This window comes from Halopiger djelfimassiliensis (assembly GCF_000455365.1).
Classification (GTDB): Archaea; Halobacteriota; Halobacteria; order Halobacteriales; family Natrialbaceae; genus Halopiger_B; species Halopiger_B djelfimassiliensis.
On the sequence record NZ_HG315684.1, the window covers coordinates 700,129 to 725,893 of the forward strand.

Here is a 25,765-nt window from a genome sequence, read left to right on the forward strand (position 1 = left end):
CCGCGTCAACTCGAGGAGGCCGGCGGACGCCGCTCGAGACGAAACGGACATACGCGTTCGCCGGCAACGATCCCTCGATGGACTGTAACCGGTGTGACGAGGAGGCGGTCATGCACGCCGCCTACTCCGGGGCACACCTCTGTGCGGATCACTTCCGCGAGTCGGTCGAAAAGCGGGTGCGCCGCCGGGTGCGGCGGGACGACCTCGTTCCGCAGGACGCGACGCCCGAGGACCCCGAGACGTGGGTAATCGGCCTTTCGGGCGGCAAAGACAGTGTCGTCCTCACGCGGATCCTCCACGACACCTTTGTGGAGGATCCCCGCATCGAACTCGTCGGCCTGACGATCCACGAGGGCATCGAGGGCTATCGCGATAAATCGGTCGACGCCTGCGTCGAGCTCGCCGATGACCTCGGGATCCGCCACGAACTCGTCAGTTACGAGGACGAGTTCGGCGTCCGGATGGACGACGTCGTCGAGGACGACCCCGAAAACATGGCCGCCTGCGCCTACTGTGGCGTCTTCCGGCGCGATTTGCTCTCGAAATACGCCGACGAACTCGAGGCCGATCTCCTGTTGACGGGCCACAACCTCGACGACGAGGCCCAGACGGCGCTGATGAACTTCCTCGAAGGCGACGTCGAGCAGATCGCGAAACACTTCGACGCCAGCCTCGGTCCCCTCCCCGAACGCGACGAACAGGACGAGTTCGTCCCGCGCGCGAAACCCCTGCGGGACGTTCCCGAAAAGGAAGTCGCCCTCTATGCCCACATCAACGACCTCCCGGCCCACATCACCGAGTGCCCCCACGCCAGCGAGGCCTACCGCGGCGAGATCCAGCAACTCCTCTACGATCTCGAGGAGAACCACCCCGGCACTCGCCACTCTATCCTCGCCGGCTACGAGGATCTGGCATCGATCGCCGCCGACGAATTCAGCGGCGACGACGGTGCCGACCTCCGGGAGTGTGTCGAGTGTGGCTCGACGACGACTCGCGAAGTCTGTCGGAAGTGCTCGCTGCTCGAGTCGCTGGCCTGATTGGCGCTAGTCTTCTCGGTTAGTATGACGGATTGTGCTCTGCAGCGAACACATCGTGTTGGTGTAAAAAGAGCGCTTCTCACGACGTTTCTACAAAAGAATACTTCTCACCACCGGTTATCAGAACCACCGTTCCGTATTTTGTCACGGGTTACGGATTCACACATTCAACAAATAAGGTGTTGAGCGAATCGTCTCGAGAAACGATTACTGAGATAACGGTTCACGTCCATGAGACCACACTCATCGAACAAACCGACGACGGATTCCGAGTGGCGGTCGTTCACGGAAACACGGAGCAGTCCCCGCGCGCTATTGGGCGGAACGGAAGAATGCTCTCTACCTACTATTTCGACGGTAATGTTCCTCTCAGAACGTCGGACTCCAGTTTACGTGATTCGGAATCCATGCTCGATCCGAGAACGGACCCGAACGAAACTCTCGTCGAGTGTTATCCGGGTGAGACTGGAAGCAAGTACCGGCGACATCTCGGCTCAGTGACTCGCTACAGGTCCCGGTGTCGCAGTAACCGCGATCCGCTCCACGAAAATCGTTTGCGCGAGAACGAAACCCGAGTAAACGGATGCAATCACTCGGTATACGGCCCCGAGTATTGATCGACGAGGGTCTATTCGACCTGTGTTGTCGTCCGGTTACCGGATCACGTCGACGCCGTTCTGTCGTTCGACTTCGCTACGGCCGCCGTCGCTCTGAGCACCGAACTCCGGACCGGATGTCTCGACGTTGTTGCTGGCGTCGAAGTCGGCGTCGTTGAGTCCCTCGATGCTCGCGCGGGACTTGTCGGCCTGCTTCTGGGTGGTCGGACCGAGCACCTGCGCGCTCTGGACGCCGGTCATGATCGCCATCACGCGGACCTTGCCCTTGTAGTTCTCCTGAATGCGGGCACCCCAGATGACGTTGGCCGAGGCCTCGAGCCGCTCGGTGATGTTGTCGGCGATGCCTTCGGCCTCCTTGAGGGTGAGGTCGGGGCCGCCGGTGATGTGGACGAGTCCGCCGGAGGCACCGCGGTAATCGACGTCCAAAAGCGGGTGGTTCATCGCGTCTTTGACGACCTCGTCGGTCTTGTTCTTGTCCTGTGTCTCCCCGACGAGCATGACGGCGACGCCACCCTGATTCATGATCGTCGACATGTCGGCGTAGTCGAGGTTGATCAACGAGGGCTGGGTGATCGTCTCCGAGATGCCCTTGACGGTTTCGGCGATGATCTGGTCCATCACCGAGAACGCCTTGCCGATCGGGAGGTTCGGGACGTAATCGAGCAGCCGGTTGTTGTCCAGTACGATGATGGAGTCGGCCTGTTCGCGGAGTTTCTCGAGGCCCTCCTCGGCTTTCACCGTGCGGGCGCGCTCGACGTTGAACGGCGTCGAGACCATTCCGACGACGATCGCACCCTGCTCTTTGGCGATTTTGGAGACGACGGGGGCGGCACCCGTGCCGGTGCCACCGCCCATGCCGGCGGTCACGAATACGAGGTCCGCATCCCCAAGGACCTCCTTGATCGTGCTCTGGGCCATCTCGGTCGCGCGTTCGCCCATCGACGGATCGCCGCCGGCCCCGAGCCCGTTCGTGAGCGACTTGCCGACGAGGATCTTCGTATCGGCCTCGATCATCTTGAGGTGCTGTTTGTCCGTGTTGATCGCCACGGTGTCGGCACCGTCGACGCCGATGTTGTACAATCGATTGATCGTGTTGTTACCCGCACCGCCGCAACCGACGATGACGATCCGTGGATCGCCGAACTCATCCTCGTCGAGCGAGGCGTCCATCTCACGGGCTTCCTGTTCCGCGTTCTCGAGGGCGTCTTGTACGATATCCTGCATTGTTACACCTTGGCCCAGTTCCGTTTCCCGGACTGTTCGTGTCCGTCGTACTGTTCGTTGATCATCTCACGGACGGCCGACCGGATCGCCTCGCTTCGGTTCGGGAATTCGCCCGTTTCGACCAGTTGTTCGACTTCTTCGATCTGCTGTTTCGGAATTCGCAGTGTCACACGCTCCATGGTTGTATTCCCCGTTGGGGTAAGACGGTGGCGCGCCCCTGTCAGACGCGGCGTGTCTTACACCGGAACCGCCCGACATCGGGCGTTTTCGTCCTCTCTCTTCCGCTGTAAGACGACCGTCTTACGCGAGTAAACGGAATACTGTCTTGGATAATAAAGCTTTCGTCAGACACGACGTTCCGTGTCTTACGACCGTCTCGAGTTCTGACGTTCCGACTCGAGAACGTCGGCTGCAGGAGTCCGACGCCCGCAACTCGGACAGAACGACCAGTCCGACCGGAGTTCGTCACCACACTCGCAGAACAGTCGATGGGAGGTTTTCTCGCCGCAGTTGGGACAGTAAACGTGCTCGTCGTCGACTGACTCACCGCACTGGCCGCAAGCGGCGGCAGCTTGGGTCTCCCGATCCCGACCTCGAGCGTGGGTGCCATCGTCGCCGGCCGACTTCCCGCGCGACTGGCTCCGCATTCCTTCGTGGGTCGCCGTCCGAACCGCATCGCCCTCGAGCGAGATCGTGACGTTGACGTCCTGCGCATCGCGGCCGCCAGTACGCGGGTGCGCGTATGACGACTCGAGTCGTTTCGCGAGGAGATCATCGACCCGCTCGCGAACGAGATCGTCGATCGACGGTTCCTCGTCCGGACCGGAGCGGTCCGATTCCCCGCTGCCCCCCTCGGCGTATGACGGCCCTTCGTCGAGATACGAGCGCAGCGCCTCCCGCATCGCTTCGCTCTTGGAACGATCGAGCGCCTCGAGTTGCTCGACGAGGTCGTCGTCCGCGCGGAACGTGATCTTACTCATGGGGCGAGATACTGCCGTGTTGACACGCCCCCTATATCAATCATTCTGCCGTTCACGGTCACTCGCCGCTTCGCCGTCGTCGAAAATAACAACCCTTATGTTATCCACGGCGGCTACGTAGAAGTGCAACCGCCCTTAGCTCAGACTGGTAGAGCAGCCGACTGTAGATCGGCTTGTCCCCCGTTCAAATCGGGGAGGGCGGATTTTCTCCGAAAATCCGACCGACACGATTTGAACACGCCAGTCGCAGCGCGCGAACGCAGTGAGCGCGACCGTCTGGCACCTGTTCAAATCGGGGAGGGCGGACTTTTTCACCAAACGATTCGGAGCCGAGTGGAGCCGCGACGTCGTGCGATTCTATCTCGGCGTGTTTGGGTTGAACAGATTGCCTGACTCGGGCTACCGCTGTCGTGCGTTCGCGTATAGTAGAACGGGTCGGGGAACCTAGAAACTTTCGCCCGAAGATACGACATGTTCTCAATCGGTGGTATAGGATTTGAGTGGCGTGATTTCTTTTTACGAACGCGACGAACTTGCCTTACATAGGTAGGCCGCCCCGACTCCGAAAATATCCCAGATTTGCAACCAGACTTATGCAACTATGGTCGGTTTGAGTCTGAACATCTGCGATGTAGTATATGGGAAACACCTCGTGAAGGACTGCCCAATTGTCATAATATTAAATGAAGGGTGTTGATGATTCATTCTGAAATCCAGAGTACCACGTGTCGAATGGTAAACAGGAGAGATAACACAGGTGTGGTGTCGAGATGACCGCATCGGCTGTCGAGAAGTTCGACAGAGGCGATCGTCAGAATTCTGGTCCTACAGCTATCGGGTGCATCGTAGGAGGTGAGGGCTGGATCAAAAAGGGGCACGATCACAGCGGAAAAGCAAACAGCAACTGAGTTAAGTTCCACGCACTCATTTGAGGATTGGAAGTTCCCTCTGAGAATCGCCCAAACGTTCTATATGGGAATCACTCGGTGAAGGCCACTCCATTGTCACGTATTATACCCATTGTCGACGTACAGGGAAGTCGCACACTGAATCAGCAACCACAGAGTACTAATGATTGGGACTGAGATGCTTTTTTATGAATCTTAACCTAGGATGCGGTGCAGATGGGATTGATGGTTGGATTAATATCGATAAATCTTGGGACGCTCGTCTCTCGAAATATCCCTTTATCCATCGATTCTTTCAAAATATTGGAATAGGATTCACAGATGAAATGAGGGACGTTCCGAATTTGATGACACACGATCTTTCAGAAGATCTGCCATTTGATGACGAATCAGTAGAATACATATACACATCCCACGCAATTGAACATCTTGGTCGTGATGATGCTGAAGATCTTATTGCGGAATCATACAGAGTGTTGGAACAAGGTGGTCGAATACGAATAGTAACACCAGATTTAGAAAAGTATATTTCTGAATATTTAGGCGATATTGAGCTTGATGGGAGTGAAAAATACACATCTTCCGCAGACATATTTGTGAATCGTACAATGATGGGAAAAGAGAATATTGATATGGTTGCCCAAAGAGTAAGAAAATCTATATTTCAACCAGAGAATAATCATTACTGGCTATATGATTTCAAATCTATAGAAAATATGCTGGAAAAAGAAGGGTTTGAAGAAATCGAACGTTGCAAGTATCAGGAGGGAAATGTACCTGATATAGAAAAACTTGATAATAGACCTCAAACTTCAATACACGTTGAAGCAAGGAAATGATATTCAATCTGTTCAACATCTTTCCGCCAGAGCCGATACTCGTACAGCCTGCGGCCAGTGAGGTCGTTGTGGTTGGTGAGGTTTTCCTTCGCACCATCGGACGAAGTGCTTGAGACGGTATCTGTGGGCCTGTACGGTTCTCTCAGAAGCGTCGTCCTCCCGTTGTGCGAGGTAGAGGTCGACTGCCTTCTGTGGTGCGATGGGTTTGAGGTCTTGGGTCATCGGTTGTCATCTCCGCGAACCCACGATGTCGGTCGGGGAAGCCGAGCAGATGGCCCGATGCAGCCCTGTTATCCCGCCGCAGTCCCCCGTTCAAATCGGGGAGGGCGGATTTTCTCCGAAAATCCGACCGACACGATTTGAACACGCCAGTCGCAGCGCGCGAACGCAGTGAGCGCGACCGTCTGGCACCTGTTCAAATCGGGGAGGGCGGACTTCGTTTTCAGTCGAAGCGTAATATTCCCGTGAAGACGTGTTTACATCCGTTCTAGAGTCGCCCCATTCCAGTCTCTAGGACGTGCGTTCATCCGAAAGCCGTGCGTTTACCGGATCGATGCCATCGCCTGTATTTCATAGCAAGCGAAAACCGGTGAGACAGCGCTGGTTCCACTCGAGAACCAACGTTGTATGGGCCGTTGTCCAAGGGTCAGCGACGATTAAACCGACCAAGAGCTCGCCTCAGACGTCCAATATTGCGAAGAGCCACAGCAGCTATCGACCGGCGAATCAATCCCACGTATCCCGTGTTTCCTGCAGCCAAGGCGCTGGCTAGATGATCGTATAGATGACGACTATCACGACCGGAACGGCGAGCAATGCGATCATGCCACCGACCAATCGATCGCGTCGGGACGCTGCCACGGTGTAGAACCCGGCAAAGACGGCGACCGTTCCGAGAAACCGTAGCAGTTCCGCCGCGCGAAATTGGGAAGCGCCGGACAGCAGGGCGGCTGAAAGCGAAGGTCCGCCCGTGAATGCGGGTCCGACGATGAACCAGACGGCAGACGCGATCCACTGGGCGAGCACCCCCCATACTGCGACGGCACCGATTTCCCAGTCCGGTGTTGCCGGACGGTGTCGGACGTACGTGAGCACGCCGACGACGATCGGTATCAGAGCGATGAGTTGTTTCAGTTCGGATGTCCGGCTCGGCGTTTGAACCAGTACAAACACCTGTAAAGCCAACCCGAGCATGACGATGCCACCAAGCAAGCCAGCAAACGTGAGCCTGTCCGAGTCAGCGACCGCCGAGCGAGACGATAGAAGTGAGGGCATACCGCAATAGTATTGGATCCTCAATAAGTGTTTTCTGTTTACGATCTCCTGAAGGAATTCAGCTGGTAACGCCGTTGCTCCGGTATCCAGTTCGTCGGATGGGCAGTTCGCTTTCGAACGAACAGGGACGTCGGCTGCTGACCGTAGAGATTAGACTGCGTTTCGTTCGGCCTCGATTCGATCAACGTACGCCGCTGTCACCCTCTCGAGGATCCGTTCGCCGGCCTCGGCGGTTGCCTCGCGGGGATCCCCGAGGACGCCGTTTTCGGTGATCGATTCGAAGCCCTCGCTGAGCAGCCGTGCCGCCGAAACGTCGCCCTCGTGTCCGGACTCGAGTGCGTTCGTCCGGACGAGTCCTTCGTTTACTGCCAGTACGATCGCCGTTTCGGCGGCACCGGCGTGAATCACGTCCTGATCGTACTCGATGCCCGCCTCGTCGAGGCCCTCGTTGAGCAACCGCATGTGTTCGTCGAGGTCCGCGAGCGCGATCACGGTTGCGTCGATCTCCCGACCGATATCGGGAGTGACGGTTTTGACGGGGCCGAAGTTGCCGCCGTGAGTCGGCACGAGAACGACGTGTTCGAAGCCGTGCTCGTCCAGCGAACGACAGTAGGCGCGAATGGTGTCCATCAGCGTCTCGGGCGGAACGGTAAGCGTTCCGGGAAACTCCATGTGGTGTCCCGAACAGCCGGGCCGGATCGTGGGCGCTGCGAGTGCATCGCCGAGTTCCGAAGCGATCCGGCGCGCCAGTTCGTCGCCGTCGAGCGTGTCCATGTTCAACGGGAGGTGTGGGCCGTGTTGTTCGATCGATCCGACTGCGACGATGGCGGTCCGCATCCCGTCCTCGAGCGCCGATTCGACTTCCGGCCATGCTAACTCCTCGAGGAGAAGCGAGCGGCAAGAAGGCATACGCGAAGGCACGCAGTCGCGGTTGGAAAGCGTTGCGAAATCGACAGTAGTCGTTCGGCCGAGCGCCACTGGTTCCGGCCGTCGCCATCGAAACCGAGGCAGGGCGGTCCCTGCGAGCGCTCGAGCGGCCACGCAGACGCCGGCCGGTCGTTTTTAATTCGAGTCCCGGTAGCCCTGCGTATGACCGACGACGGCCCGGACCGCGACCGTGCGCAGGATCGCGCCGAACAGCGCAAATCGAGGCGAGCGGACCGTACCGAGTCGATCCTCGGGGACGTCGAACGGCACCTCGGCGACCTCGAGTATCCGACCACGAGCGAGGAGATCGCCGCGGAGTACGGCAACGAGCCGATCGATATGCCAAACGAGACGGAGTCGCTGGGCAGCGTTTTCGACCGGCTGACCGGCGAGGAGTTCGAGGACCCCGAGGAGGTCCGCGAGGCGGTGTACGGCGAGATAACCGGCGAGGCCGGGAGTCCAAACGAGGCGAACCCCGAACGCGACCTGACGGAACTGGACGAGGAGAAAGGGGGGTCGCTCGGGGAGAGCAGCAGCGACTCGCTCTGATGGTTCCGGCCGATTAGCAGGTCACCGCCGGCCGAAACCGCCGATCGATTCGTCGCCGTCCGACTGCCAGCTACGGATAGCAGAACCGATTTACGTTCCGGTCGTCTTCTCTCGTGTATGGATTACGAATCGAGTCTCGACCGAGCGATGGACGACGTCCCCGATATCGGGGGCGACGAACAGCGGTTACAGATCCCCGACGCTGCGACGCAGAAAGACGGTGCGTTTACGCGGTTTACGAACCTCGGCGAGATCGCCGACGTGCTCTCGCGCGAGGACGAACACCTCCACCGGTTCGTCCAGCGCGAACTCGGAACCAGCGGCAAACTCGAGGACGGGCGCGGCCGGTACAACGGCAGCTTCTCCCAGCAGGACTTCGACGCCGCCGTCGACGCCTACGTCGACGAGTACGTCCTCTGTTCGGAGTGTGGCCTGCCGGACACCCGACTCGTCCGAGAGGACCGCACGCCGATGCTTCGCTGTGACGCCTGTGGTGCCTTCCGGCCGGTGACGAAACGCTCCTCGAGCAGCCAGCAGCAACAGCAGGCGGAAGCCGTCGAGGAGGGTGAAACCTACACGGTCGAGATCACTGGCACGGGCCGCAAAGGCGACGGCGTCGCCGAGAAAGGGGAGTATACGATCTTCGTCCCCGGTGCCGAAGAGGGGGATGTCGTCGACATCTACATCAAGAACATCTCCGGCAACCTCGCGTTCGCCCGACTCGCCTGAGCGGCGATCGACGGGCGGGACGGACGGGGCGTCGCGTGCCGGCACCTCAACGTTTTTGCGGCGGTACGCAGTGATCGACGGATACGGATGACTGCACGACTTCCGGCGACCGAGTTCGAGACGCGTCTCGGTCGCGTTCGCGACCGACTCGCCGAAACGGACGCGGACGCCGGCCTCTGGTTCGGAGCGACGAGCATCGAGTATCTCACCGGGTTCGATCACCTCCAGACCGAGCGGCCGGTCGCACTCGCCGTCACGGCGGACGGCATCGAGATCACGGTTCCGCGTCTCGAGGTCGAACGCGCGAGCGAAAACTCGCGGATCGACGCGGTCCACCACTACGACGACTATCCCGGCGGCGAGCCGATTCGCACGGTCGCCGAGATGCTCGCGGGGCTGGGCGCGGACCGCGTCGCGGCCGATGCGGACGGAGCACCGGGAACGATGGGGTACCAGGGGCCGGCCCTGAGCGAGTTTCTGGCGGTCGACACCCAGTCGTGGGTGTCGCGGCTGCGCTGGGAGAAATCCGAGACGGAACTGGCGTTGATCCGCGAGTCCGCCGAGTGGGCGAACCTCGGCCATCGGTATCTCGCCGACTACACCGAACCCGGCGCACACCCGGTGACGGTGAGCCAGCGCGCGTCGATGGAAGCCTCGCGGGCGATGCTCGATACGCTCGGCGACCGGTATGCGCCACGGACCCGCGGCGACGGCCCGGTGCACGCGGGCTATATCACGGGCGAGCAGACGCGGCTCCCGCACGGACACACGGCGAACCGTCGAATCGAGGCGGGCGATACGCTGATCACGGGCGCGACGGCGATCGTCGACGGCTACCACTCCGAACTCGAGCGGACGATGTTCGTCGGCGAGCCAAGCGACGAGCAGGGCCACTACTTCGAGGTGATGCTCGAGGCACAGGACATCGCGATCGACGCGCTCGGTCCCGGCGTGCCGATCGCGGACGTCGATCGGCGAGTGCGGGAGTACTTCGAGGAGCAAGGGGTCGCGGACCTCGCCCAGCACCACGTCGGCCACAACATCGGGCTCGCCGGTCACGAGCCGCCGTACATCGATCGCGGCTGGGGCGACCACTGCGAGGCCGAGGCGACGACCTACGACGGCGACGACGCGGTGATGCGGCCGGGGCAGGTCTGGACCATCGAGCCCGGGCTGTACACCGAAACGGACGGTTATCGGCACTCGGATACGATCGCGATCACCGAGGACGGGATCGAGTGGTTCACCTACTACCCGCGGGATCTCGAGTCGAACAGCGTCGCCCTCGAGTGACTGCGGGGTCGGTGTCGCCCAGCGATCACGACCGAACCGCGAACCTAAAGTCGACTTGTGCTAGTTACACGCACGTGGGAGTATCGTTCGACCTCTTCGGGACGCTCGTGACCGCGGATCGGCCGGCCGATCCGGCCGCGGCCGTCGCGGCCGAACTCGAGAAACGGGACGTTCCGGTGCCCGACGACTGGGCCGACGCCTACGCCGAGCCACACGTCGATGCGCCCGCGGGCGCGGAGATCCCTTTGCCGGCACACGTGGCCCGTGCGCTGGCGAGTCGGAACGTTCCGAACGCCGCAAACGCGGCCAGACGGGCGGTCGTCGCTGCGTTCGATCCCGACGTCGAGACCAGAGACGGCGCGCGCGAGGCGGTCGAAGCCGCCCGAAAGCGGGGGCCGGTCGCGATCTGCTCGAACTGTAGCGTTCCCGAACTGGTCGGCCGGACGCTCGTCAGATCGGCCTTCGAGCGCGACGACTTCGACGCGATCGTCACGAGCGTCGGCTGCGGGTGGCGCAAACCGGCCCCGGAGATCTTCGAGGTGACCGCCGCCGAACTCGGCGTCGACCCCGCCGATCTCGTCCACGTCGGCGACGATCCCGCGACCGATCGCGGCGTCGAGGCCGTCGGCGGAACGGCCGTCTTGCTCGAGGAGACCCCGCTTTCCGCCCTTCCGACGCGACTGGACGTGCTCGAGAGGTCGCGGGAGCCATGATCGGGGAGCCGTCCGACACGGAGGAAGCGCCGTGACGCTGACGACGCTTGCGTTGCTCGGGCTGGCGTTTAGCCTCGATCTGTTGCTCGGCGAGCCGCCGAACGCCGCCCATCCGGTCGCGTGGTTCGGCCGCCTCGTCGGAGCCGTCGACAGGGAGTGGACCGACGACGAGCGACGCCAGCGCCTGCTGGGCGTCGTGATCGCCCTCATCTTGCCGCTCGTGGCCGCGGGCGTCGCAAGCGGGGCCGTCCTCGTCGTGGCCGACCTGAATCGGTTCGCCGGTGCGGTCCTCGCCGGTCTCGTCCTCTTTTCGACGACCAGTCTGCGCTCGTTGCTCGAGCTTACCGACGCGGTCGTGACGGCGAGCGACACCGATCCTGAGACGGCCCGCGAACGGGTCCGCGGGCTCGTCGGTCGGGAGACATCGACGCTCTCGCCGCCGGAACTCCGCAGTGCGGCCGTCGAGAGCGCAGGGGAGAACCTCGCGGACGGGCTAGTCGCGACCGTGCTCCCGTTCGCGCTGCTGGCCCCGGTATCGCTGCCGGCCGCTTCGGGGGCGGCCGCGTGGGTCAAGGGCGTCAACACGCTGGATTCGATGCTCGGCTACCGGTCGAAGCCGATCGGGACGGGCAGCGCCAGACTCGACGACGTCGTGATGTGGCTGCCGGCCCGGCTCACGGCGGCGTCGATCGCTGTCGCCGCCGCTGACCCGCTTGCGGTCGCTCGAGCGCGCCGGTGGGCGCGCGATCCGCCATCGCCGAACTCGGGCTGGCCGATGGCGACCCTCGCCTGCGTTCTCGGGGTTCGACTGCGAAAACCGGGCGTGTACGACCTCAATCCCGGCGCTGCGTTACCGACGCTCGAGGACGGCCGGCGGGCCGTGACCGTCGTCGGTCTGGCCGCGGTGGTTGCGGTCGTCGTCGCCGTGGTGATTGCAGCCGGGACCACGGTCGCCGCGTCGATGCTCGCGGGAGAGCCGGGGGTGGGGACCTGATGGGGCGGTGGATCGGGGCCGTTCGCGGGGCGGTCGGGTTCCTGACGCGACTGCCGGTGGGCCACCGTGACGGCGACTGGGACGCGTTCCGGTCGACGCCGGCCGCGTTCCCGATCGTCGGTCTCGTGGCGGGAACGCTGGCGTCGCTCCCGTTGCTTGCGGCCGACGCACTCCCGTCGGCGACCGTGGCGTTCGGGTATCTGCTTGCGGTCTACGCGGTGACGGGGATCCACCATCTCGACGGCGTCGCGGATCTCGGCGACGCGCTCGTCGTCCACGGCGACGCCGAACGCCGGCGAGAAGTCCTCAAAGACACGACGACGGGCGTGGGTGCGCTGCTCGCGGTCGCGGGAACCGTGACGGCACTCGCACTCGCCGGCCTGGGCCTTGCCGGCCGGCCTCCCGTCGCCGCGGTCGCGATCGCGATCGCGGCCGAAGTCGGGACGAAACTCGGCATGGCCGCGATGGCGTGTTTCGGCCGCGCGGGGTACCCGGGGATGGGCCGGCAGTTCACCGCGGCGACGGCCCGCCGGTCGTTCCTCGCGCCCGCGGTCGTCGCCGCGCCGATCGCGGCGGCGACCTGGCCCCATCCGGCCGCCGCGGTCGCCCTCTGTGGGGCCGTCGCGGGACTCGCCCTTCCGTGGTACTGGGCAGATCGGCACCTCGGCGGCATCAGCGGCGATATCTTCGGCGCGGCCAACGAAATCGGACGCGTCGCCGGCGTCCACGCGGGGGTGATCGCGTGGACGCTGTTGTGATGTGTGGCGGTCGGGGAACCCGGCTCGAGAGTCCACACGAGAAACCCCGCCACCCGATCGACGGGGTTCCGATGATCGATCGCGTGCTCGCGGGCCTCGAGCGAAGCCGTATCGAAACGACGTACGCCGCCGTCTCGCCGAACGCACCCGAAACGCGGGCCCGCCTGACGGACGATGGCGTCCCGACGCTCGAGACGGCCGGCGACGGCTACGTCGCGGACCTGATGGCCCTCCTCGACCGTCCCGAAATCACGCCGCCGATCCTCACCGTCGCCGCTGACGTGCCGTTGCTCGACGGGCCGGTCGTCGATCGAATCCTCGCGGTCTACGGCGACAGCGACGCCTCGCTGACCGTCTGCGTACCGGTACGGCTCAAAGAGCGCCTCGGCGTCAGCGTCGAGGCGCGACTCGAGCCTGACGATTACCTCGCGCCGACCGGGGTCAACGTAGTCGGCGATACGGACACGACCATGACACACGTGAGCTACGATACGCGACTCGCGGTCAACGTGAATCGACTCGAAGACGCTCGAATCGCGGCGGCACACGTCCAGCGGACGGAGGGGCGGTAACCGATGCGCGTCCTCCTGTCCGCCGGAACGACGGAAACGGCCCTGATCGACGGGATCAGCGCCGCCGGCGCGGCCCCGGAGCTGATGGCACACACGCCGTCGGCTGACGCCGAGATACTCGTCTACGGCGAGCCGACCGCCGCGCCGGTCACGCCGGTCAGTCCGACCGGCTGTCCGACGCCCGCCGCGGTGACCCGTGCCGTCCGGGAGATCGTCGGCTTCGATCCGGTTGTCGTCGACGCCGGACTCGCCAAGCCGACCGCCGCACCGACCGTCGATCTCGGGGCGAAACCGGGAGCCGACGTCCGCGAACGCGAGGCCGTCCCCGACGCGGCGGCGATCTTCGACCGCGCTCGAGACTACGGCGCGGGGCTGCCCGACGACGAACTCGTCATCGGCGAAACCGTCCCCGGCGGGACGACGACGGCGCTCGGCGTCCTCACCGCCCTCGGCGAGCCGACGACCGTCTCGTCGTCGCTCCCCGAGAACCCGATCGAGCGCAAGCGACGGGTCGTCGACGACGGCCTCGCCGCGAGCGACCTCGAGCCGGGAGACTGCGAGGGCGACCCCCTCGCGGCGATCCGCGCCGTCGGCGATCCGGTCCAGCCCGCGGTGGCGGGCATCGCGGCCGGCGCGCTCGAGTCGGGAGCCGACGTGACGCTCGCGGGCGGGACGCAGATGGTCGCCGTCGCCGCGGTGGTTCGCCACGTCGGCGTGGCGGACCCGCTGTCGATCGCGACCACGTCGTTCGTCGCCGACGAGCAGGGCGACCGACTGCGCGACGCCTGCGATCGGCTCGACTGTTCCCTGACGGCGACCGATCCCGGATTCGACGGGCGCGACCACGTCGCGATGGCCCGCTACTGTGCCGGCGAGGCCAAGGAGGGCGTCGCCATGGGCGGCGCGCTCGCGTGCGTTCCCGACGGCGAGATGCCGGCGGTCAGGGATCGGTTCGAAACCGTCTGTGCCCGCCTCGGGATCGACGCCGACGGAGCCGCGGACGAACCGGAGGGTGAGCGTGGACCCTGACTCGGTTCGGACCGGACAACGGGTGCCCCACGGCGGCGAGACCGACCGGGACCTGCTCGACTTTTCGGCCAACACCAACCCGTCCGTCCCCGACGGCGTCGCGGACGTCTACGAGGCCGCGCTCGAGGACGCCCGTCGGTATCCCGACGACGACTACCCCGACTTCCGGGCGGCCGCGGCGGCGTTCGTCGGCTGCGACCCTGACCGGGTGATCCCGACGCCCGGCGGGCTGGCCGCGATCCGGCTGGCGATGGAGACGATCCTCGAGCCCGGCGACGAGGTGCTGGTTCCCTACCCCAGCTTCGGCGAGTACGCCCGCGAGATCGAACTACAGGGCGCACTGGCGCGGTTCGTCCGGGACGACGACCTCCTCGAACTGGGGGTCGACGTGCTCGAGCCGTGTTCGCTCGCGGTCGTGTGTACGCCGAACAACCCGACCGGCGACGCGGCCGACCCGGACGAGATCGCGGCGTTTGCGGCCCGCTGTAGCGAGGCCGGGACGACGCTGCTGGTCGACGAGGCCTTCCTCGGGTTCACGGAACTACCGTCGGCCGCAGGTCTCGATCGGGAGTCCGTGATCGTCGCCCGATCGTTGACCAAGCTGTTCGGCCTGCCGGGACTGCGGGCCGGCTTTGCGGTCGCGAGCGGCCGGCGGCGGGACGCCCTCGAGACGGCCCGCCGCGCGTGGTCGCTCGGCACGCCGGCCGCGCGGGTCGGGGCGTACTGTCTCCGACGGGACGACTTCGTCCGGGAAACCCGCGAGCGCGTCGCTCGCGAACGGGATCGACTCCGGGCGGCGCTCGAACGGCGGTTCGACGTCGCCCCGTCGGACGCCCCGTACCTCCTGTGTGATGTCGGCGACCGGGACGTGGAAGCCGTGATCGAATCGGCGCGGGCAAACGGGGTCGCGATCCGCGACGCGACGACGTTCCGGACGCTCGATTCGCACGTCCGCGTCGCCGTCAAGGACCGCGAGGCGAACGACCGGCTGCTCGCCGCGCTCGGCGTCCGAACCGGGGACGACTGACATGACCGAAGCCGACGCCTACGAGGCGATCCGTCGCGACGGCGTGGTGCGGGTCGGCAGGCTCGATACGGAGTGGCTCTCGACCGGCTGGAACGGCGGGCGACGGGTGGCCGACTGCGCGTACAACGTCTCGGTCCCCGACGGCTGGGACTGTGCCGATCTCGACGGGTACGTCGCCGACCGACTCGAGCGGGCGGGGTTCGACGGCGATGGGGGCGGCGATCCGCCGGTTCTACTGACCGGCGTCGAGGCGGCCGACGCCCGCGGCGCTCGGTGTGGCCCGGTGACGGCCGTCGCGACGGCCGGCATCTCGAACCCCGCAGCGTTGCCGATGGACCCCGACGGCGCGTCCTCCTCGAGTGTGTCGGGCGCGGATTCGACGCCGGGGACGGGAACCGTAAACGTCGTCCTCGCGACGACGCGTTCGCTGGCGGCCGGTGCGCTGGCGAACCTGATCGCGGTCGCCGCGGAAGCGAAGGCCGCAACGCTGCTTTCCGACACCGGCTTTCCCGGGACGACCACCGACGCAATCGTCGTCGGCCACGACCCGACCGGCCGACCCGCGGACTTCTCGGGCAGCGCCACACCGGTCGGAGCGGCGGCACGCGCCTGCGTCCGTGAGGCGGTGCGTGCCTCGCTTCGTGCCCACTACGAGGGGCGGAACGCGGACCGCCCCGGCTCGGTCGCGGATGCGGCCCACGGCGTTTCGACCGACCGGCGGGCGGCGGTGTTTCGGCCGCCGCTTTCGTCGGGGTGATCCGGAGCCGGTCGACGGCGATCGGTAACCGTTAACCACCCGCGAGCCGAACCGTCGGGCGATGCCCGCGGACGACGATGACGATCCGTCGACGATCCGATCGATCGCGGTGTCGCCCGACGACGTCGTCGACGCCTACGCGTACTCACAGGAAAACCCCGGCGAGGCAGTTCTCCGCATCACGCCGCCGTTTCACGGCCGGATGCGGGCCCGCATCCACGTCTACCGGGTCGACGATACGGAACTGACCGGCGCGGTCCATGTCCGGCCCGCCGACGTCATCGAACCCGCGGTGGTGTCGGAGTATCCCGACCTCGAGTCGGAACTCGACACCGCCGACCCGGACGAGGCGTCCCGGCTCCGCAAACGCCACGCCGAGGCCGTCAGGGCGTGGCAGGAGCGGGCCCGCGAGGCGATCGTCGACGCAGTCGGCCTCGAGACCGACGCCGGTCGCCACGAGGTCGAGATCAAACGGCTGGGCTGACCTCGGTCGGCCTCGCCGAACCGCGAACGATCCGGCCTCACCGCCTCCTGCGTACACTTTCACTTTCACCGCGGACGGATCGGTTTGACGTACTGTCCGTCCAATCGAGAGGTATGACGCTGATCGTCGACCGGACGACCGACCGCAGTGAGCACCGCGAGGAACGCCCATCCCTCGACGGGGACGAACGGGACCGACAGCGGCGTCGCATCGACGTGACGGACCTGCACGCGGCGGGGATCGAATCCTTCGTCCGGACGAACGTCGACACCGACGCCGTCTCGCTCGAGCACCGCGGCGCGCGGACGTACCTCGTCCTCGAGGACTGAGCCGCCGCGATCGATCGGGGACCCGACCGGTCCGGGGGGACGTTTTACCCGCGCGGGTGGACCCGTCGGATATGGCTCGCGCACCGAACGCGCCCGACGAAGGTGACCGACGCTCCGGATCCTCCGCGACGGCACCGCGGCGGCGGGTACTCCGTGGCATCGCCGCCGGGGCTTTCGTTCTCGGAAGCGCTGGAACGGCCGCATCGCAGCCGGAGGCCGATCCCGTCGCGGACCAGCCGCTGTTCGACGCCCACACCCACCTGATTCCCGAGGAGACGCTGGATCGCGACCCCCTCGATGCCGACGGCCTCGTCGAGTGGATGGACGCCGCCGGGGTCGACCGCGCCGTCGTCCTCGCGCTCGACTCGCCCGAGAGCTACCCGGTGCAGGCCTCGAGCTGGTGGATACTCGAGGAAGCCGCGGCGTACCCGGATCGCCTCGTTCCCTTCTGTACGGTCGATCCGCGGACCCTGGTCTACGACACGGAACCGGTTGCGGAACTCCTCGATCGATACGTCCAGCGTGGCGCACGCGGGTTCGGCGAACTGAAACCCGGCGTCCGGATCGACGATTCACGGCTCGAGACGCTCTACGAACTGTGTGCCGACCGCGGATTGCCGATCCTGTTTCACACCGACGACAAGGCGATGATCGACGAGGTCGGACTGCCCCGACTCGAGTCGGTACTGGCGTCGTTCCCGAGCGTCGATTTTATCGCCCATGCGAGCGGCTGGTGGGCGCACATCTCCGCGGACGTCACGCGGGCCGACAGGGGTGGCTACCCGGACGGACCGATCGAGCCGGGCGGGCGCGTCGCCGAGCTGCTCGCGTCGTACGACAACATCTACGGCGATATCGGGGGGCCGTCCGGCTGGAACGCGCTCACGCGCGACGAGGACTATGCACAGGCGTTCCTCGAAACCCACGCCGAACAACTGGTGTTCGGCACGGACTACGTCTACCCCGGCCAGTCGATCGCCCAGTTCGATCTCTTCGAGCGGTTCGACCTCGAGCGCGAGGCGCAGGCGGCGCTCAGGCACCGCACGCTCGAGGGCCTGCTCCGGTGAGTCGGCGGCGGGAACGGCCGTCCGACGGACGGCGGGCAGTTCAGCGGAGCCGCCGGTACGCCCGAAGCAGGAGCGAGACCGCCGTCCCGAACCCGGGGATCCGCGACGAGACCGCGGCCGCGCCCAGAAGGAGAGCACCGCTCTTGCGGCGGCCCTTCGAAAACTCCATGACCGCGTCGACGAGCGTCGTGACGACGCCGGCGTTTTTCAGCAGTTCCGTCCGATCGCGGGTATCTGTCGTTGCCATATCGGACGAAACGGTGGCCGGCCGAAAACCCGCGACCGTTGCGTATGCCGGGGCCGTCGTTCAGCCCCCGCCTTTCTCCAGCGGCGCGCGGATGAGGTTCCCCCACTCGGTCCAGGAGCCGTCGTAGTTGTGGACGTCCTCGTAGCCGAGCAGTTCGTGTAGCGCGAACCACGCGATCGCCGATCGCTCGCCGACTCGACAGTAGGTGACGACCGTCTCGTCGCCGTCGATCCCCTCGTCGCTGTACAGTTCCTCGAGCTCGTCGGGACCCTTGAACCGGCCGTCGTCGCGCAGGTTGGTCTTGACCGGCACGTTCGATGCGCCGGGGATGTGACCGCCGCGCTGGGCGGTCTCCTGAAGCCCTTCGGGGGCGATGATCTCGCCGCTGAACTCCTCGGGCGAGCGAACGTCGACCATCGGAATGCCCGCCTCGCGGGCCTTGTCCACGTCGTCTTTGTACGCGCGGATGCTCTCGAACGGCCCGCTGGCGTCGTACGCGACCGCCTCGAAGTCGGGTTCGTCCTCGGTCAGCGGGTAGTCCTCGGAGACCCAGTAGTCCTTCCCGCCGTCGAGCACGCGGGCATCGTCGTGGCCGTAGTACTTGAACTCCCAGTAGGCAAAGAGCGCGAACCAGTTGGGGATCCAGCCGTCGCCGTAGAAGACGACCGTCGAATCCTCGCTGATCCCGTGATTTCCGACGACCGACTCGAAGTCGTCCTTTTTCAGGATGTCCCGCTCGTCCTGATCCGACAGGTCCTCGTCCCACTGGAGCCCGATCGCGCCCGGAATATGGCCCTCCTCGTATCGGGACGGGAAATCGCCTTCCTCGGGGGACTCCGGACTGTTGACTTCGACGAGGCGGTACTCGGGATCGTCGGACTGGAACTCCTCGAGGTGATCTTCGACCCAGTCCGCCGAAACCAGCACGTCGGTATCGTACTCGGGCATGGGCGGCACTCCCACGAACAACAGCAAAAGCCTAACACGGCTCGTTCGTGACTGAACCGATCGACAACCAAACCAGTAGGCGGCCGTCGGTATCGGTCCCCGGCCGAGCGTGGAGGTAGAAAGGCACTTCAGGCCGAGCCACATCCGCCGACACGTGAGCGCTGACGCCCCGCATCGCGTCGAGGTCTACCCCGACCGCGAGGTCGTCGTCGAGTTCGACCCCGATCTCACCTTCGAGTGCGTCGAGGACTGTACCTGGTGTTGTCACCACGGGGTCTTGCTCTACGATCGGGATCTGCTCGAGTTAGCCCAGCGGGCGAACCTCGCGGAGACGACGACGGACTTTCGCGGCGAGAAGTTCGTCACCCGGGAGGCAAAAGACCGCGAGGACCACGTCGCCGACGACGGCTGTGCCTGTGCGTTCCTGCGCGAGGACGGCCTCTGTTCCCTCCATCTCGAGGACGACTGGAAGCCCACCCGGTGTTCGGTCTTCCCGCTTGCAGTGTGGCTCGAGGACGGCGACTTGCACGTCGACATCCGGGACTCGGCCCACGACCACTGTGACGGGCTACACGTCAGCGAGCGCCGGGTCATCGACAATCTCGAGGCGTTTCTGCCGTCGCTGCTGTGGGAGCTCGAGAATCCGGATTCGGACCGGGAGCTGTGATCGAGGACGGTTCGAAACCGAGTGCCATGCTACCATGGCTCTCCAATGGTTTAAACGTCTGCCCCACGTAGAAACGGTGTGACAGAAGACTCCGGGCGACGGAATCTCCGTATGCCCAACAGCGATGAAGTATTCGCCGTCGTAACCGAACACCTCGGTGGCAACCACGTCCAGCTCCGGTGTGAGGACGGCAAAGAACGTCTCGGCCGTATCCCCGGCCGGATGAAATACCGAACCTGGATCGAACAAGACGACATCGTCGTCGCCGAACCATGGGACTGGCAGGACGAGAAAGCCACCATCGAGTGGCGCTACACCGGTCAGGACGCGGATCAACTCCGCCGTGAAGGACACATCGACTAACGCTCGGTTCGACCGACCACAGTAATTCTCTCGCGGACAGCATCGATTCCGAGCGGCGGCGCTTGTCCGTGGTTGCTCACGACACGTCGTGGACAACGCCGCGAGGAGATCGGCGACCGTTAGCTCGTCGCCCGCTTCCACGTCTCGAGTCCGACCACGTTGCCGTCGATCTCGTCCGGACTGGCTTCCGTCGCCGCCCAGACGAACAGCCCCGCGACGGAGTCGGGATCGCGACCCCGTCCGTTCGTGAGTGCCGTCGCGACCTGACCCGGATCGAGGCAGCCGACGACGTACTCGGTGTCGGCGGCGAACCCGCGGGCCACCGCCTCCGCGGTCGCCTTCGAGACCGCGTAGCCCCCGTATCCGGGCTCGTGGTCGCGGGCGACCGCTCCCGTCGGAACGAGCACCCGTGCGCCGTCGTTCAGGTGCGCGATCGCCTCCCTGATCGTCGCGAAGACGCCGCGGCCGTTCGTTCGCCAGTGATCGTCGAACGCGGAATAGGGTGCCTCGTCGAGCGGCGTCGCACCCGGTTCGCCGTGATAGACGCCGGCCGCGGGGACGACGACGTCGATCCCGTTCGTCGGCCCCGCCTTCGCGGCCGTCTCGACCAGCCGTTCGACGTCGAACTCGTCGCGGACGTCGGTGCGGACGCCCGTCGCCGTTGCGTCCGCGTTCGAGGACTCGAGCCGAGCCTCGAGCGCGGAGACCGTCTCCGAGACCGCGTCGCCGTCCCGCGCGCCGACGACGACCGTTGCACCCTCGTCGGCGACGGCCGCGGCGACGGCGCGGCCGATACCGCGTGTACCGCCAGTGACGACGACCGTCGTTTCGTGCAGTTCCATAGGCCACGTACGCAGTCCCTGACAAGGAACGTATCGGCGACGTTCGACTCCGGAGAAGAAGACGCTCTGGAGGCGCTACCGGCCGAACAGCCGCTTGAAGAGGCTGCGTTCGCTCGGGCGCTCGGCGAGCAGCACCGAACAGTCGACCTCGTTGACCACGTCGAGGTGCAACGAACTCGTCACGAGCCTCGAGAGCAGGCCCCGCTCGGTCGCGCCGATCATGACCATCGTGTGGTCGTCGGCCGCACGGCAGATCGACTTCTCGACGTCACCGGAGTCGTCGACGATGATCTCGGCGTCGTGGAGGTCGTGATCGATGGCCCACTCCTCGAGGAACTCCTCGCCGGCCCGGCGTTCCTCCTCGCCGTCGACGACGTGCAACAGCGAGATCTCGGCCCCGACGGTCGTACTGAGACCTCGTGCGACCTCGGCGCTGAGATCGGAGTCCGGACCGCCGGCCGTCGGCAGGAGGATCCGCGACGTATCCAGGCCGCGGTCTTTGACCACGAGGAAGTCACAGGGGAGTTTGCTGGTCAGTTCGCTGATCGGCCGCTCGGCGCGAGCGGCGTCCCAGAGGGTGTTGTCGCCCCAGCCCATCACGACGAGATCGGCCTCTTCGCGGACGGCGGTGTCGAAGATCTCCTCGAACGAGCGGTGCGTGACGATCGTCGAGGTCTGGCTGTCGACACCGGAGTCCTCGATCGGCCGGGTAACGTCGGCGAGCAGGTCCTCGGACTCGGAGACGATCCGGGACCGCTGTCTGTCGGTGCCCATCGCCGACGGACGATCGGGGGTCTGGACGACGTGAACGACGTGGACGATCGCGGATTCGCGGGTACTCGCAAGCGTCCCGGCGAGTTCGACGAGCCGGGATTCGGTACGCGGGTTCGCGATCGGGACCACGATCCGACAGGCGTCACCGTCGGTCGTCGCGGCCGTTTCGGCGGTGTCGATCAGCGGGACGTACGACCGGCCGACGAGGCCGCCGAACGCCCACTCCCTGACCGAGAGGCGACGCTCGGTGCCCGCAAAGCGAGCGGACTCGAGTCGTTCCTCGCTCGTCTGGAAGTAGTTGACGACGGTTACGAGCAGGATGCCGCCGATTGTGTTCCCGAGCAAAACTGGGAGCACGAAGTGGAACACGCCGACGAACGGCGAGAGTTCGCCGAGAAAGACCACGTAGGCCATCTCGGTAAAGGAGGTGACGACGTGATAGAGGTTCCCGATCGGGATCGCGAGGAAGGCCATGTAGACGACCAGGATCCGGGCGACCGTCTCGCGGGCCGCGTACTCCACCCAGACGACGCCGGCGACGATCAGGCCGGCGAAGGCCGCCTTGGTAAACAGGTGTAACCAGGCCGTATCCTCCGGTCCGTGGGTGCCGAGATACGCCGCTGCCTCGGCCGCTTCGGGGGAGAGAACGCCGCCCCAGGCGAGCACCGCCGCACCGATCGCGCCGCCGGTGAAGTTGCCCGCGAGGACGATCGTCCAGTGGCGCAAGAGCGCGGGGAGGCTGGTGATGCGCTCTAGCGTCAGCGCCACCGGGGGGAGGGTGTTCTCCGTGTAGAGCTGGTAGCCGCCGATGATGATGTAGATGAACCCGAGCGGGTACAACAGCGCGCTCAGAATGGGATGTCCGTCCGTCGCCCCGTACAGCGAGGCATACAGCAGGACGGTGATCGTGATCGCGAAGCCGGCGGCGATGCCGCTGAAAAACAGCTCGCGACTGCCGGACGTGACCTCTTCGTCGGCGGCCGCGACGATCCGCTGGAAGACCTCGTCGGACGAGAACCGGTCACGGACGACCGACCCGGCCGCCGGAGCGCCGCTTCGGGAGCGGTCGACGGCCTCGCGGACCCGCTCCGCATCCGCCCCGTCGAACGACGACGCTTCCTCCGTGTCCTCTCGGTCGTCGCGGTCGGGTTCCACGCGACGACGTTCGTGATCACTCATTGTCGGACCGTACCTCGGGACGAACTAAGCGTTTGGCTTTGAGGATGATCCGAGTCAGTATTTGTCATGTTCGATGATCGGTCGTCCGCCCGCTAGCAGTCGGAACGACCGACAGTGAACGGGTCCCCTCCTCTCTCGAGGCCGCCCCTGCCCGCCGAGTGCGGCGAACCCTACGTATGTATGACATACGTTTTTCCCCGCGCCGACGGTCACGGTCGAGTATGCAATCGCTGGCCGGCGAGTCCGTCGTCGTGATCGGATCGGGGTTCGGCGGACTCTCGACGGCGTGTTACCTCGCCGACGCGGGTGCCGACGTCCACGTCGTCGAGAAAAACGAGCAACTCGGCGGGCGCGCGAGTCGCCTCGAGCGCGACGGGTTCCGGTTCGATATGGGACCGTCGTGGTACCTGATGCCGGACGTGTTCGAGCGGTTCTTCGCCGATTTCGACCGAACGCCCGGCGACTACTACGAGCTGACGCATCTCGACCCCCACTACCGGATCTTCTTCAAGGACGGCGATCGAGTCGACGTGACGCCGGACCGCGAGCGAACGAAAGCCGTCTTCGAGACCTACGAGGACGGCGCGGGCGAGGCCCTCGATCGCTACCTCGAGAAGGCACGCGAGAACTACGAGGTCGGAATGCAACACTTCGTCTACGAGGATCGAACCCGGCTCCGGGATTACATCGATCTCGACGTGGCCCGGCAGGCACGTGGCCTCTCCCTGCTGGGATCGATGCAAGACCACGTCGAGAGCTACTTCGACCACCCGAAACTCCAGCAGATCATGCAGTACACGCTGGTGTTTCTCGGCGGGTCGCCGACGAACACGCCGGCGCTGTACAACCTGATGAGCCACGTCGATTTCAACCTCGGCGTCTGGTACCCCGACGGCGGGATCGGTGCCGTCGTCGACGCGCTCGCGGAACTGGGCCGAGAGCTGGGCGTCACGTACGAGACCGACCGGCCGGTGACGGCGATCAAAGGCCGGGAGGGTGCGTTCCTCGTGGAAACGACGCAGGGTCCGTTGCGTCCCGAGCTGGTGGTGAGCAACGCCGACTACGCCCACACCGAACAGGACCTGCTGCCGCCGGAGCGGCGGCGATACGACGCCGACTACTGGGACGCGCGGACGTACGCCCCGTCGGCGTTTCTGCTCTATCTCGGCGTCGAGGGCGAGGTCGACGAGCTGGCACATCACACGCTCGTCCTCCCGACGGACTGGCAGCCCCATTTCGACCGGATCTTCGAGGACCCACAGTGGCCCGACGACCCCGCGTACTACCTCTGTGTGCCGTCGAAAACGGACGACGATGTCGCCCCCGACGGACACAGCGCGCTGTTCGTCCTCGTGCCGATCGCGCCCGGACTCGAGGACACGCCGGCCCGCCGGGCGCAGTACCGCGACGCGATCCTCGCGGACATCGCCGCCAACACCGGCACCGACCTCCGCGATCGGATCGTTCTCGAGGAACGGTTCTGTATCGAGGAGTTCGCCGATCGGTACAACAGCTACGAGGGGACCGCGCTCGGGCTGGCCCACACCCTCCGCCAGACCGCGCTCTTCCGGCCGCCACACCGCTCGAGCGAACTCGACGGGCTGTACTTCACCGGCGGGGACACCACGCCCGGCATCGGGGTCCCGATGTGTCTTATCAGCGGCGAGCTAACCGCCGAGACGGTACTCGAGGATCACGGGCGGCCGGGCCGGACGGAACGTGGCCGCGAAACGCCGGACGCGACGGAACGATCGTGAGTACGAACCCATGACCGCACGTTCGACGGCGACCGGCGGAAACGAAGGCCGCTTCGATCGGCTTGCGTACCTGATTTCGCTCTCTCGACCACGGTTCTGGCTGTATCTCGCCGGCCCGGTCATGATCGGGGTCGCCTACGCTGCCGAGACCGTCGACGACCTGTTCGTGCCGACCGCGGTCGTGCTCTGGCTCTACTTTCTCGTTCCGGCGAACGTCTTCCTCTATGGCATCAACGACATCTACGACCGCGATATCGACGCCGCGAACCCGAAGAAAGACGAACGCGAGAGCCGCTACCGGGGACAGCGATACGTCCCGATCGTCGTTGTGATCTGTGCCGCGTTGCCTCTGACGTTCGTCCCGGTGGTCCCGAGCGCGGCCCGGCCCTGGCTCGCGGTCTTTCTCGTCCTCGGGGCGGCCTACAGCGCCCCGCCGATCAGGTTCAAGACGACGCCCGTGCTCGATTCCGTCTCGAACGGACTCTACATTGCCCCCGGTGGGGCGGCCTACGCGGCCGTGTCGGGCGTCCAGCCGCCGGCGCTTGCCGTCGCCGGCGGCTGGCTGTGGGCGATGGGGATGCACACCTTCTCGGCGATCCCCGACATCGAACCCGACCGCGAGACCGGGATCAGAACGACCGCGACGGCCCTCGGCGAACTCCGTACCTACGCCTACTGCGGCGCATGCTGGCTGGCGAGCGCGGCCGCCTTCGGCGCGCTCGACGGTCGACTCGGCGCGCTCATGCTCGTCTACCCCGGACTCGTCGTCGCGATCGTCGCCTCGAGCGTCGCCGTCGATCGCGCCTACTGGTGGTTCCCGGCGATCAACACGGTCGTCGGCACCGTGCTGACGATGGGCGGGCTCTGGAGGGTGGTCTGA

The 25,765-nt window shown here is 65.2% G+C and carries 28 protein-coding genes and 1 tRNA gene; 20 read left to right on the forward strand and 9 right to left on the reverse strand.

The features are described 5' to 3' along the window. Nucleotides 1-77 precede the first annotated feature (77 nt). Nucleotides 78-1,037: a tRNA 2-thiolation protein NcsA gene (ncsA, locus tag TX80_RS03430; protein ID WP_049921468.1), complete on the forward strand. Its 960-nt coding sequence runs from the start codon at nt 78-80 to the stop codon at nt 1,035-1,037. 653 nt (nt 1,038-1,690) lie between these two features. Here ncsA and ftsZ read toward each other — a convergent pair. The 3 genes from ftsZ to TX80_RS03445 all read right to left on the reverse strand — a co-directional run bounded on the left by ftsZ (nt 1,691) and on the right by TX80_RS03445 (nt 3,858). After that, nucleotides 1,691-2,878 carry a cell division protein FtsZ gene (gene ftsZ / locus TX80_RS03435; RefSeq protein WP_049921469.1) on the reverse strand — a complete coding sequence of 396 codons (1,188 nt, stop codon included), beginning with the start codon at nt 2,876-2,878 and terminating at the stop codon, nt 1,691-1,693. A 2-nt stretch (nt 2,879-2,880) separates the two neighbouring features. Continuing rightward, nucleotides 2,881-3,057: a ribbon-helix-helix domain-containing protein gene (locus tag TX80_RS03440; RefSeq protein WP_049921470.1), complete on the reverse strand. Its 177-nt coding sequence runs from the start codon at nt 3,055-3,057 to the stop codon at nt 2,881-2,883. 186 nt (nt 3,058-3,243) lie between these two features. After that, a complete protein-coding gene (locus TX80_RS03445) occupies nt 3,244-3,858 on the reverse strand; it encodes a double zinc ribbon domain-containing protein (protein ID WP_049921471.1) in 615 nt (204 codons plus the stop codon). 129 nt (nt 3,859-3,987) lie between these two features. Here TX80_RS03445 and TX80_RS03450 point away from each other — a divergent pair. Both TX80_RS03450 and TX80_RS18485 read left to right on the forward strand, forming a co-directional pair. Further along, a tRNA-Tyr gene (locus tag TX80_RS03450) sits at nt 3,988-4,061 on the forward strand. 893 nt (nt 4,062-4,954) lie between these two features. Then, complete coding sequence (locus TX80_RS18485; RefSeq protein WP_081661431.1) at nt 4,955-5,605, forward strand: class I SAM-dependent methyltransferase; 651 nt, start codon at nt 4,955-4,957, stop codon at nt 5,603-5,605. 768 nt (nt 5,606-6,373) lie between these two features. Here the strand turns inward: TX80_RS18485 and TX80_RS03455 are convergent. After that, a complete protein-coding gene (locus TX80_RS03455; protein WP_154658563.1) occupies nt 6,374-6,880 on the reverse strand; it encodes a hypothetical protein in 507 nt (168 codons plus the stop codon). A gap of 150 nt (nt 6,881-7,030) precedes the next feature. Beyond that, nucleotides 7,031-7,789: a creatininase family protein gene (locus TX80_RS03460; RefSeq protein WP_049921473.1), complete on the reverse strand. Its 759-nt coding sequence runs from the start codon at nt 7,787-7,789 to the stop codon at nt 7,031-7,033. 180 nt (nt 7,790-7,969) lie between these two features. Here TX80_RS03460 and TX80_RS03465 point away from each other — a divergent pair, with 180 nt between their 5' ends. The 13 genes from TX80_RS03465 to TX80_RS03525 all read left to right on the forward strand — a co-directional run bounded on the left by TX80_RS03465 (nt 7,970) and on the right by TX80_RS03525 (nt 18,108). Then, nucleotides 7,970-8,356 (forward strand): DUF5789 family protein, encoded by a 387-nt coding sequence (locus tag TX80_RS03465; protein ID WP_049921474.1) that lies wholly within the window; start codon nt 7,970-7,972, stop codon nt 8,354-8,356. A 117-nt stretch (nt 8,357-8,473) separates the two neighbouring features. Continuing rightward, nucleotides 8,474-9,085, forward strand: coding sequence for a translation initiation factor IF-2 subunit beta (locus TX80_RS03470; protein ID WP_049921475.1), 612 nt, complete (start codon nt 8,474-8,476; stop codon nt 9,083-9,085). 87 nt (nt 9,086-9,172) lie between these two features. After that, nucleotides 9,173-10,378: a M24 family metallopeptidase gene (locus tag TX80_RS03475; protein ID WP_049921476.1), complete on the forward strand. Its 1,206-nt coding sequence runs from the start codon at nt 9,173-9,175 to the stop codon at nt 10,376-10,378. Nucleotides 10,379-10,452: 74 nt separating this feature from the next. Next, nucleotides 10,453-11,091, forward strand: a complete 639-nt coding sequence (locus tag TX80_RS03480) for an HAD family hydrolase (protein WP_049921477.1) — start codon at nt 10,453-10,455, stop codon at nt 11,089-11,091. 31 nt (nt 11,092-11,122) lie between these two features. After that, nucleotides 11,123-12,085, forward strand: coding sequence for an adenosylcobinamide-phosphate synthase CbiB (cbiB, locus tag TX80_RS03485; RefSeq protein WP_049921478.1), 963 nt, complete (start codon nt 11,123-11,125; stop codon nt 12,083-12,085). After that, on the forward strand, nt 12,085-12,843 hold the full coding sequence (gene cobS, locus TX80_RS03490; RefSeq protein WP_081661432.1) for an adenosylcobinamide-GDP ribazoletransferase: 759 nt from the start codon (nt 12,085-12,087) through the stop codon (nt 12,841-12,843). Before cbiB ends, cobS begins: the two co-directional genes overlap by 1 nt. Further along, nucleotides 12,843-13,415: an NTP transferase domain-containing protein gene (locus tag TX80_RS03495; protein ID WP_049921480.1), complete on the forward strand. Its 573-nt coding sequence runs from the start codon at nt 12,843-12,845 to the stop codon at nt 13,413-13,415. The genes cobS and TX80_RS03495 overlap by 1 nt, the downstream gene beginning before the upstream one ends. Nucleotides 13,416-13,418: 3 nt before the next feature. Then, on the forward strand, nt 13,419-14,444 hold the full coding sequence (cobT, locus tag TX80_RS03500; RefSeq protein WP_049921481.1) for a nicotinate mononucleotide-dependent phosphoribosyltransferase CobT: 1,026 nt from the start codon (nt 13,419-13,421) through the stop codon (nt 14,442-14,444). Beyond that, a complete protein-coding gene (locus TX80_RS03505; RefSeq protein ID WP_195893043.1) occupies nt 14,434-15,471 on the forward strand; it encodes a pyridoxal phosphate-dependent aminotransferase in 1,038 nt (345 codons plus the stop codon). Before cobT ends, TX80_RS03505 begins: the two co-directional genes overlap by 11 nt. 1 nt (nt 15,472) lies before the next feature. Continuing rightward, nucleotides 15,473-16,228: an adenosylcobinamide amidohydrolase gene (locus TX80_RS03510; RefSeq protein WP_049921483.1), complete on the forward strand. Its 756-nt coding sequence runs from the start codon at nt 15,473-15,475 to the stop codon at nt 16,226-16,228. A gap of 61 nt (nt 16,229-16,289) precedes the next feature. Next, the gene (locus tag TX80_RS03515; protein ID WP_049921484.1) at nt 16,290-16,712 is read left to right on the forward strand and encodes a hypothetical protein; all 423 of its coding nucleotides are present in this window, start codon (nt 16,290-16,292) and stop codon (nt 16,710-16,712) included. A 113-nt stretch (nt 16,713-16,825) separates the two neighbouring features. Next, nucleotides 16,826-17,041, forward strand: a complete 216-nt coding sequence (locus tag TX80_RS03520) for a hypothetical protein (RefSeq protein WP_049921485.1) — start codon at nt 16,826-16,828, stop codon at nt 17,039-17,041. A gap of 71 nt (nt 17,042-17,112) precedes the next feature. Continuing rightward, a complete protein-coding gene (locus TX80_RS03525; protein WP_049921486.1) occupies nt 17,113-18,108 on the forward strand; it encodes an amidohydrolase family protein in 996 nt (331 codons plus the stop codon). A gap of 40 nt (nt 18,109-18,148) precedes the next feature. Here the strand turns inward: TX80_RS03525 and TX80_RS03530 are convergent, their stop codons facing one another. Next, nucleotides 18,149-18,355: a hypothetical protein gene (locus TX80_RS03530; RefSeq protein WP_049921488.1), complete on the reverse strand. Its 207-nt coding sequence runs from the start codon at nt 18,353-18,355 to the stop codon at nt 18,149-18,151. A gap of 60 nt (nt 18,356-18,415) precedes the next feature. Then, nucleotides 18,416-19,303, reverse strand: coding sequence for a sulfurtransferase (locus tag TX80_RS03535; protein WP_049921489.1), 888 nt, complete (start codon nt 19,301-19,303; stop codon nt 18,416-18,418). A 154-nt stretch (nt 19,304-19,457) separates the two neighbouring features. Here TX80_RS03535 and TX80_RS03540 point away from each other — a divergent pair, with 154 nt between their 5' ends. Further along, nucleotides 19,458-19,970, forward strand: coding sequence for a hypothetical protein (locus TX80_RS03540; RefSeq protein ID WP_049921490.1), 513 nt, complete (start codon nt 19,458-19,460; stop codon nt 19,968-19,970). 78 nt (nt 19,971-20,048) lie between these two features. Continuing rightward, a complete protein-coding gene (locus tag TX80_RS03545) occupies nt 20,049-20,333 on the forward strand; it encodes a translation initiation factor eIF-1A (RefSeq protein ID WP_076580984.1) in 285 nt (94 codons plus the stop codon). Nucleotides 20,334-20,452: 119 nt separating this feature from the next. Here the strand turns inward: TX80_RS03545 and TX80_RS03550 are convergent, their stop codons facing one another. Then, nucleotides 20,453-21,169, reverse strand: coding sequence for an SDR family NAD(P)-dependent oxidoreductase (locus TX80_RS03550; protein ID WP_154658585.1), 717 nt, complete (start codon nt 21,167-21,169; stop codon nt 20,453-20,455). Between the two features lie 81 nt (nt 21,170-21,250). Then, nucleotides 21,251-23,128 (reverse strand): formate/nitrite transporter family protein, encoded by a 1,878-nt coding sequence (locus tag TX80_RS03555; RefSeq protein WP_049921493.1) that lies wholly within the window; start codon nt 23,126-23,128, stop codon nt 21,251-21,253. A gap of 221 nt (nt 23,129-23,349) precedes the next feature. On the opposite strand from TX80_RS03555, the gene TX80_RS03560 reads away from it, so the two are divergent. Together TX80_RS03560 and TX80_RS03565 are read left to right on the forward strand one after the other, a co-directional pair. Continuing rightward, nucleotides 23,350-24,885 carry a phytoene desaturase family protein gene (locus tag TX80_RS03560; RefSeq protein ID WP_049921494.1) on the forward strand — a complete coding sequence of 512 codons (1,536 nt, stop codon included), beginning with the start codon at nt 23,350-23,352 and terminating at the stop codon, nt 24,883-24,885. Nucleotides 24,886-24,895: 10 nt separating this feature from the next. Continuing rightward, entirely contained in the window at nt 24,896-25,765 is an 870-nt protein-coding gene (locus TX80_RS03565) for a prenyltransferase (protein WP_049922187.1), read from the forward strand.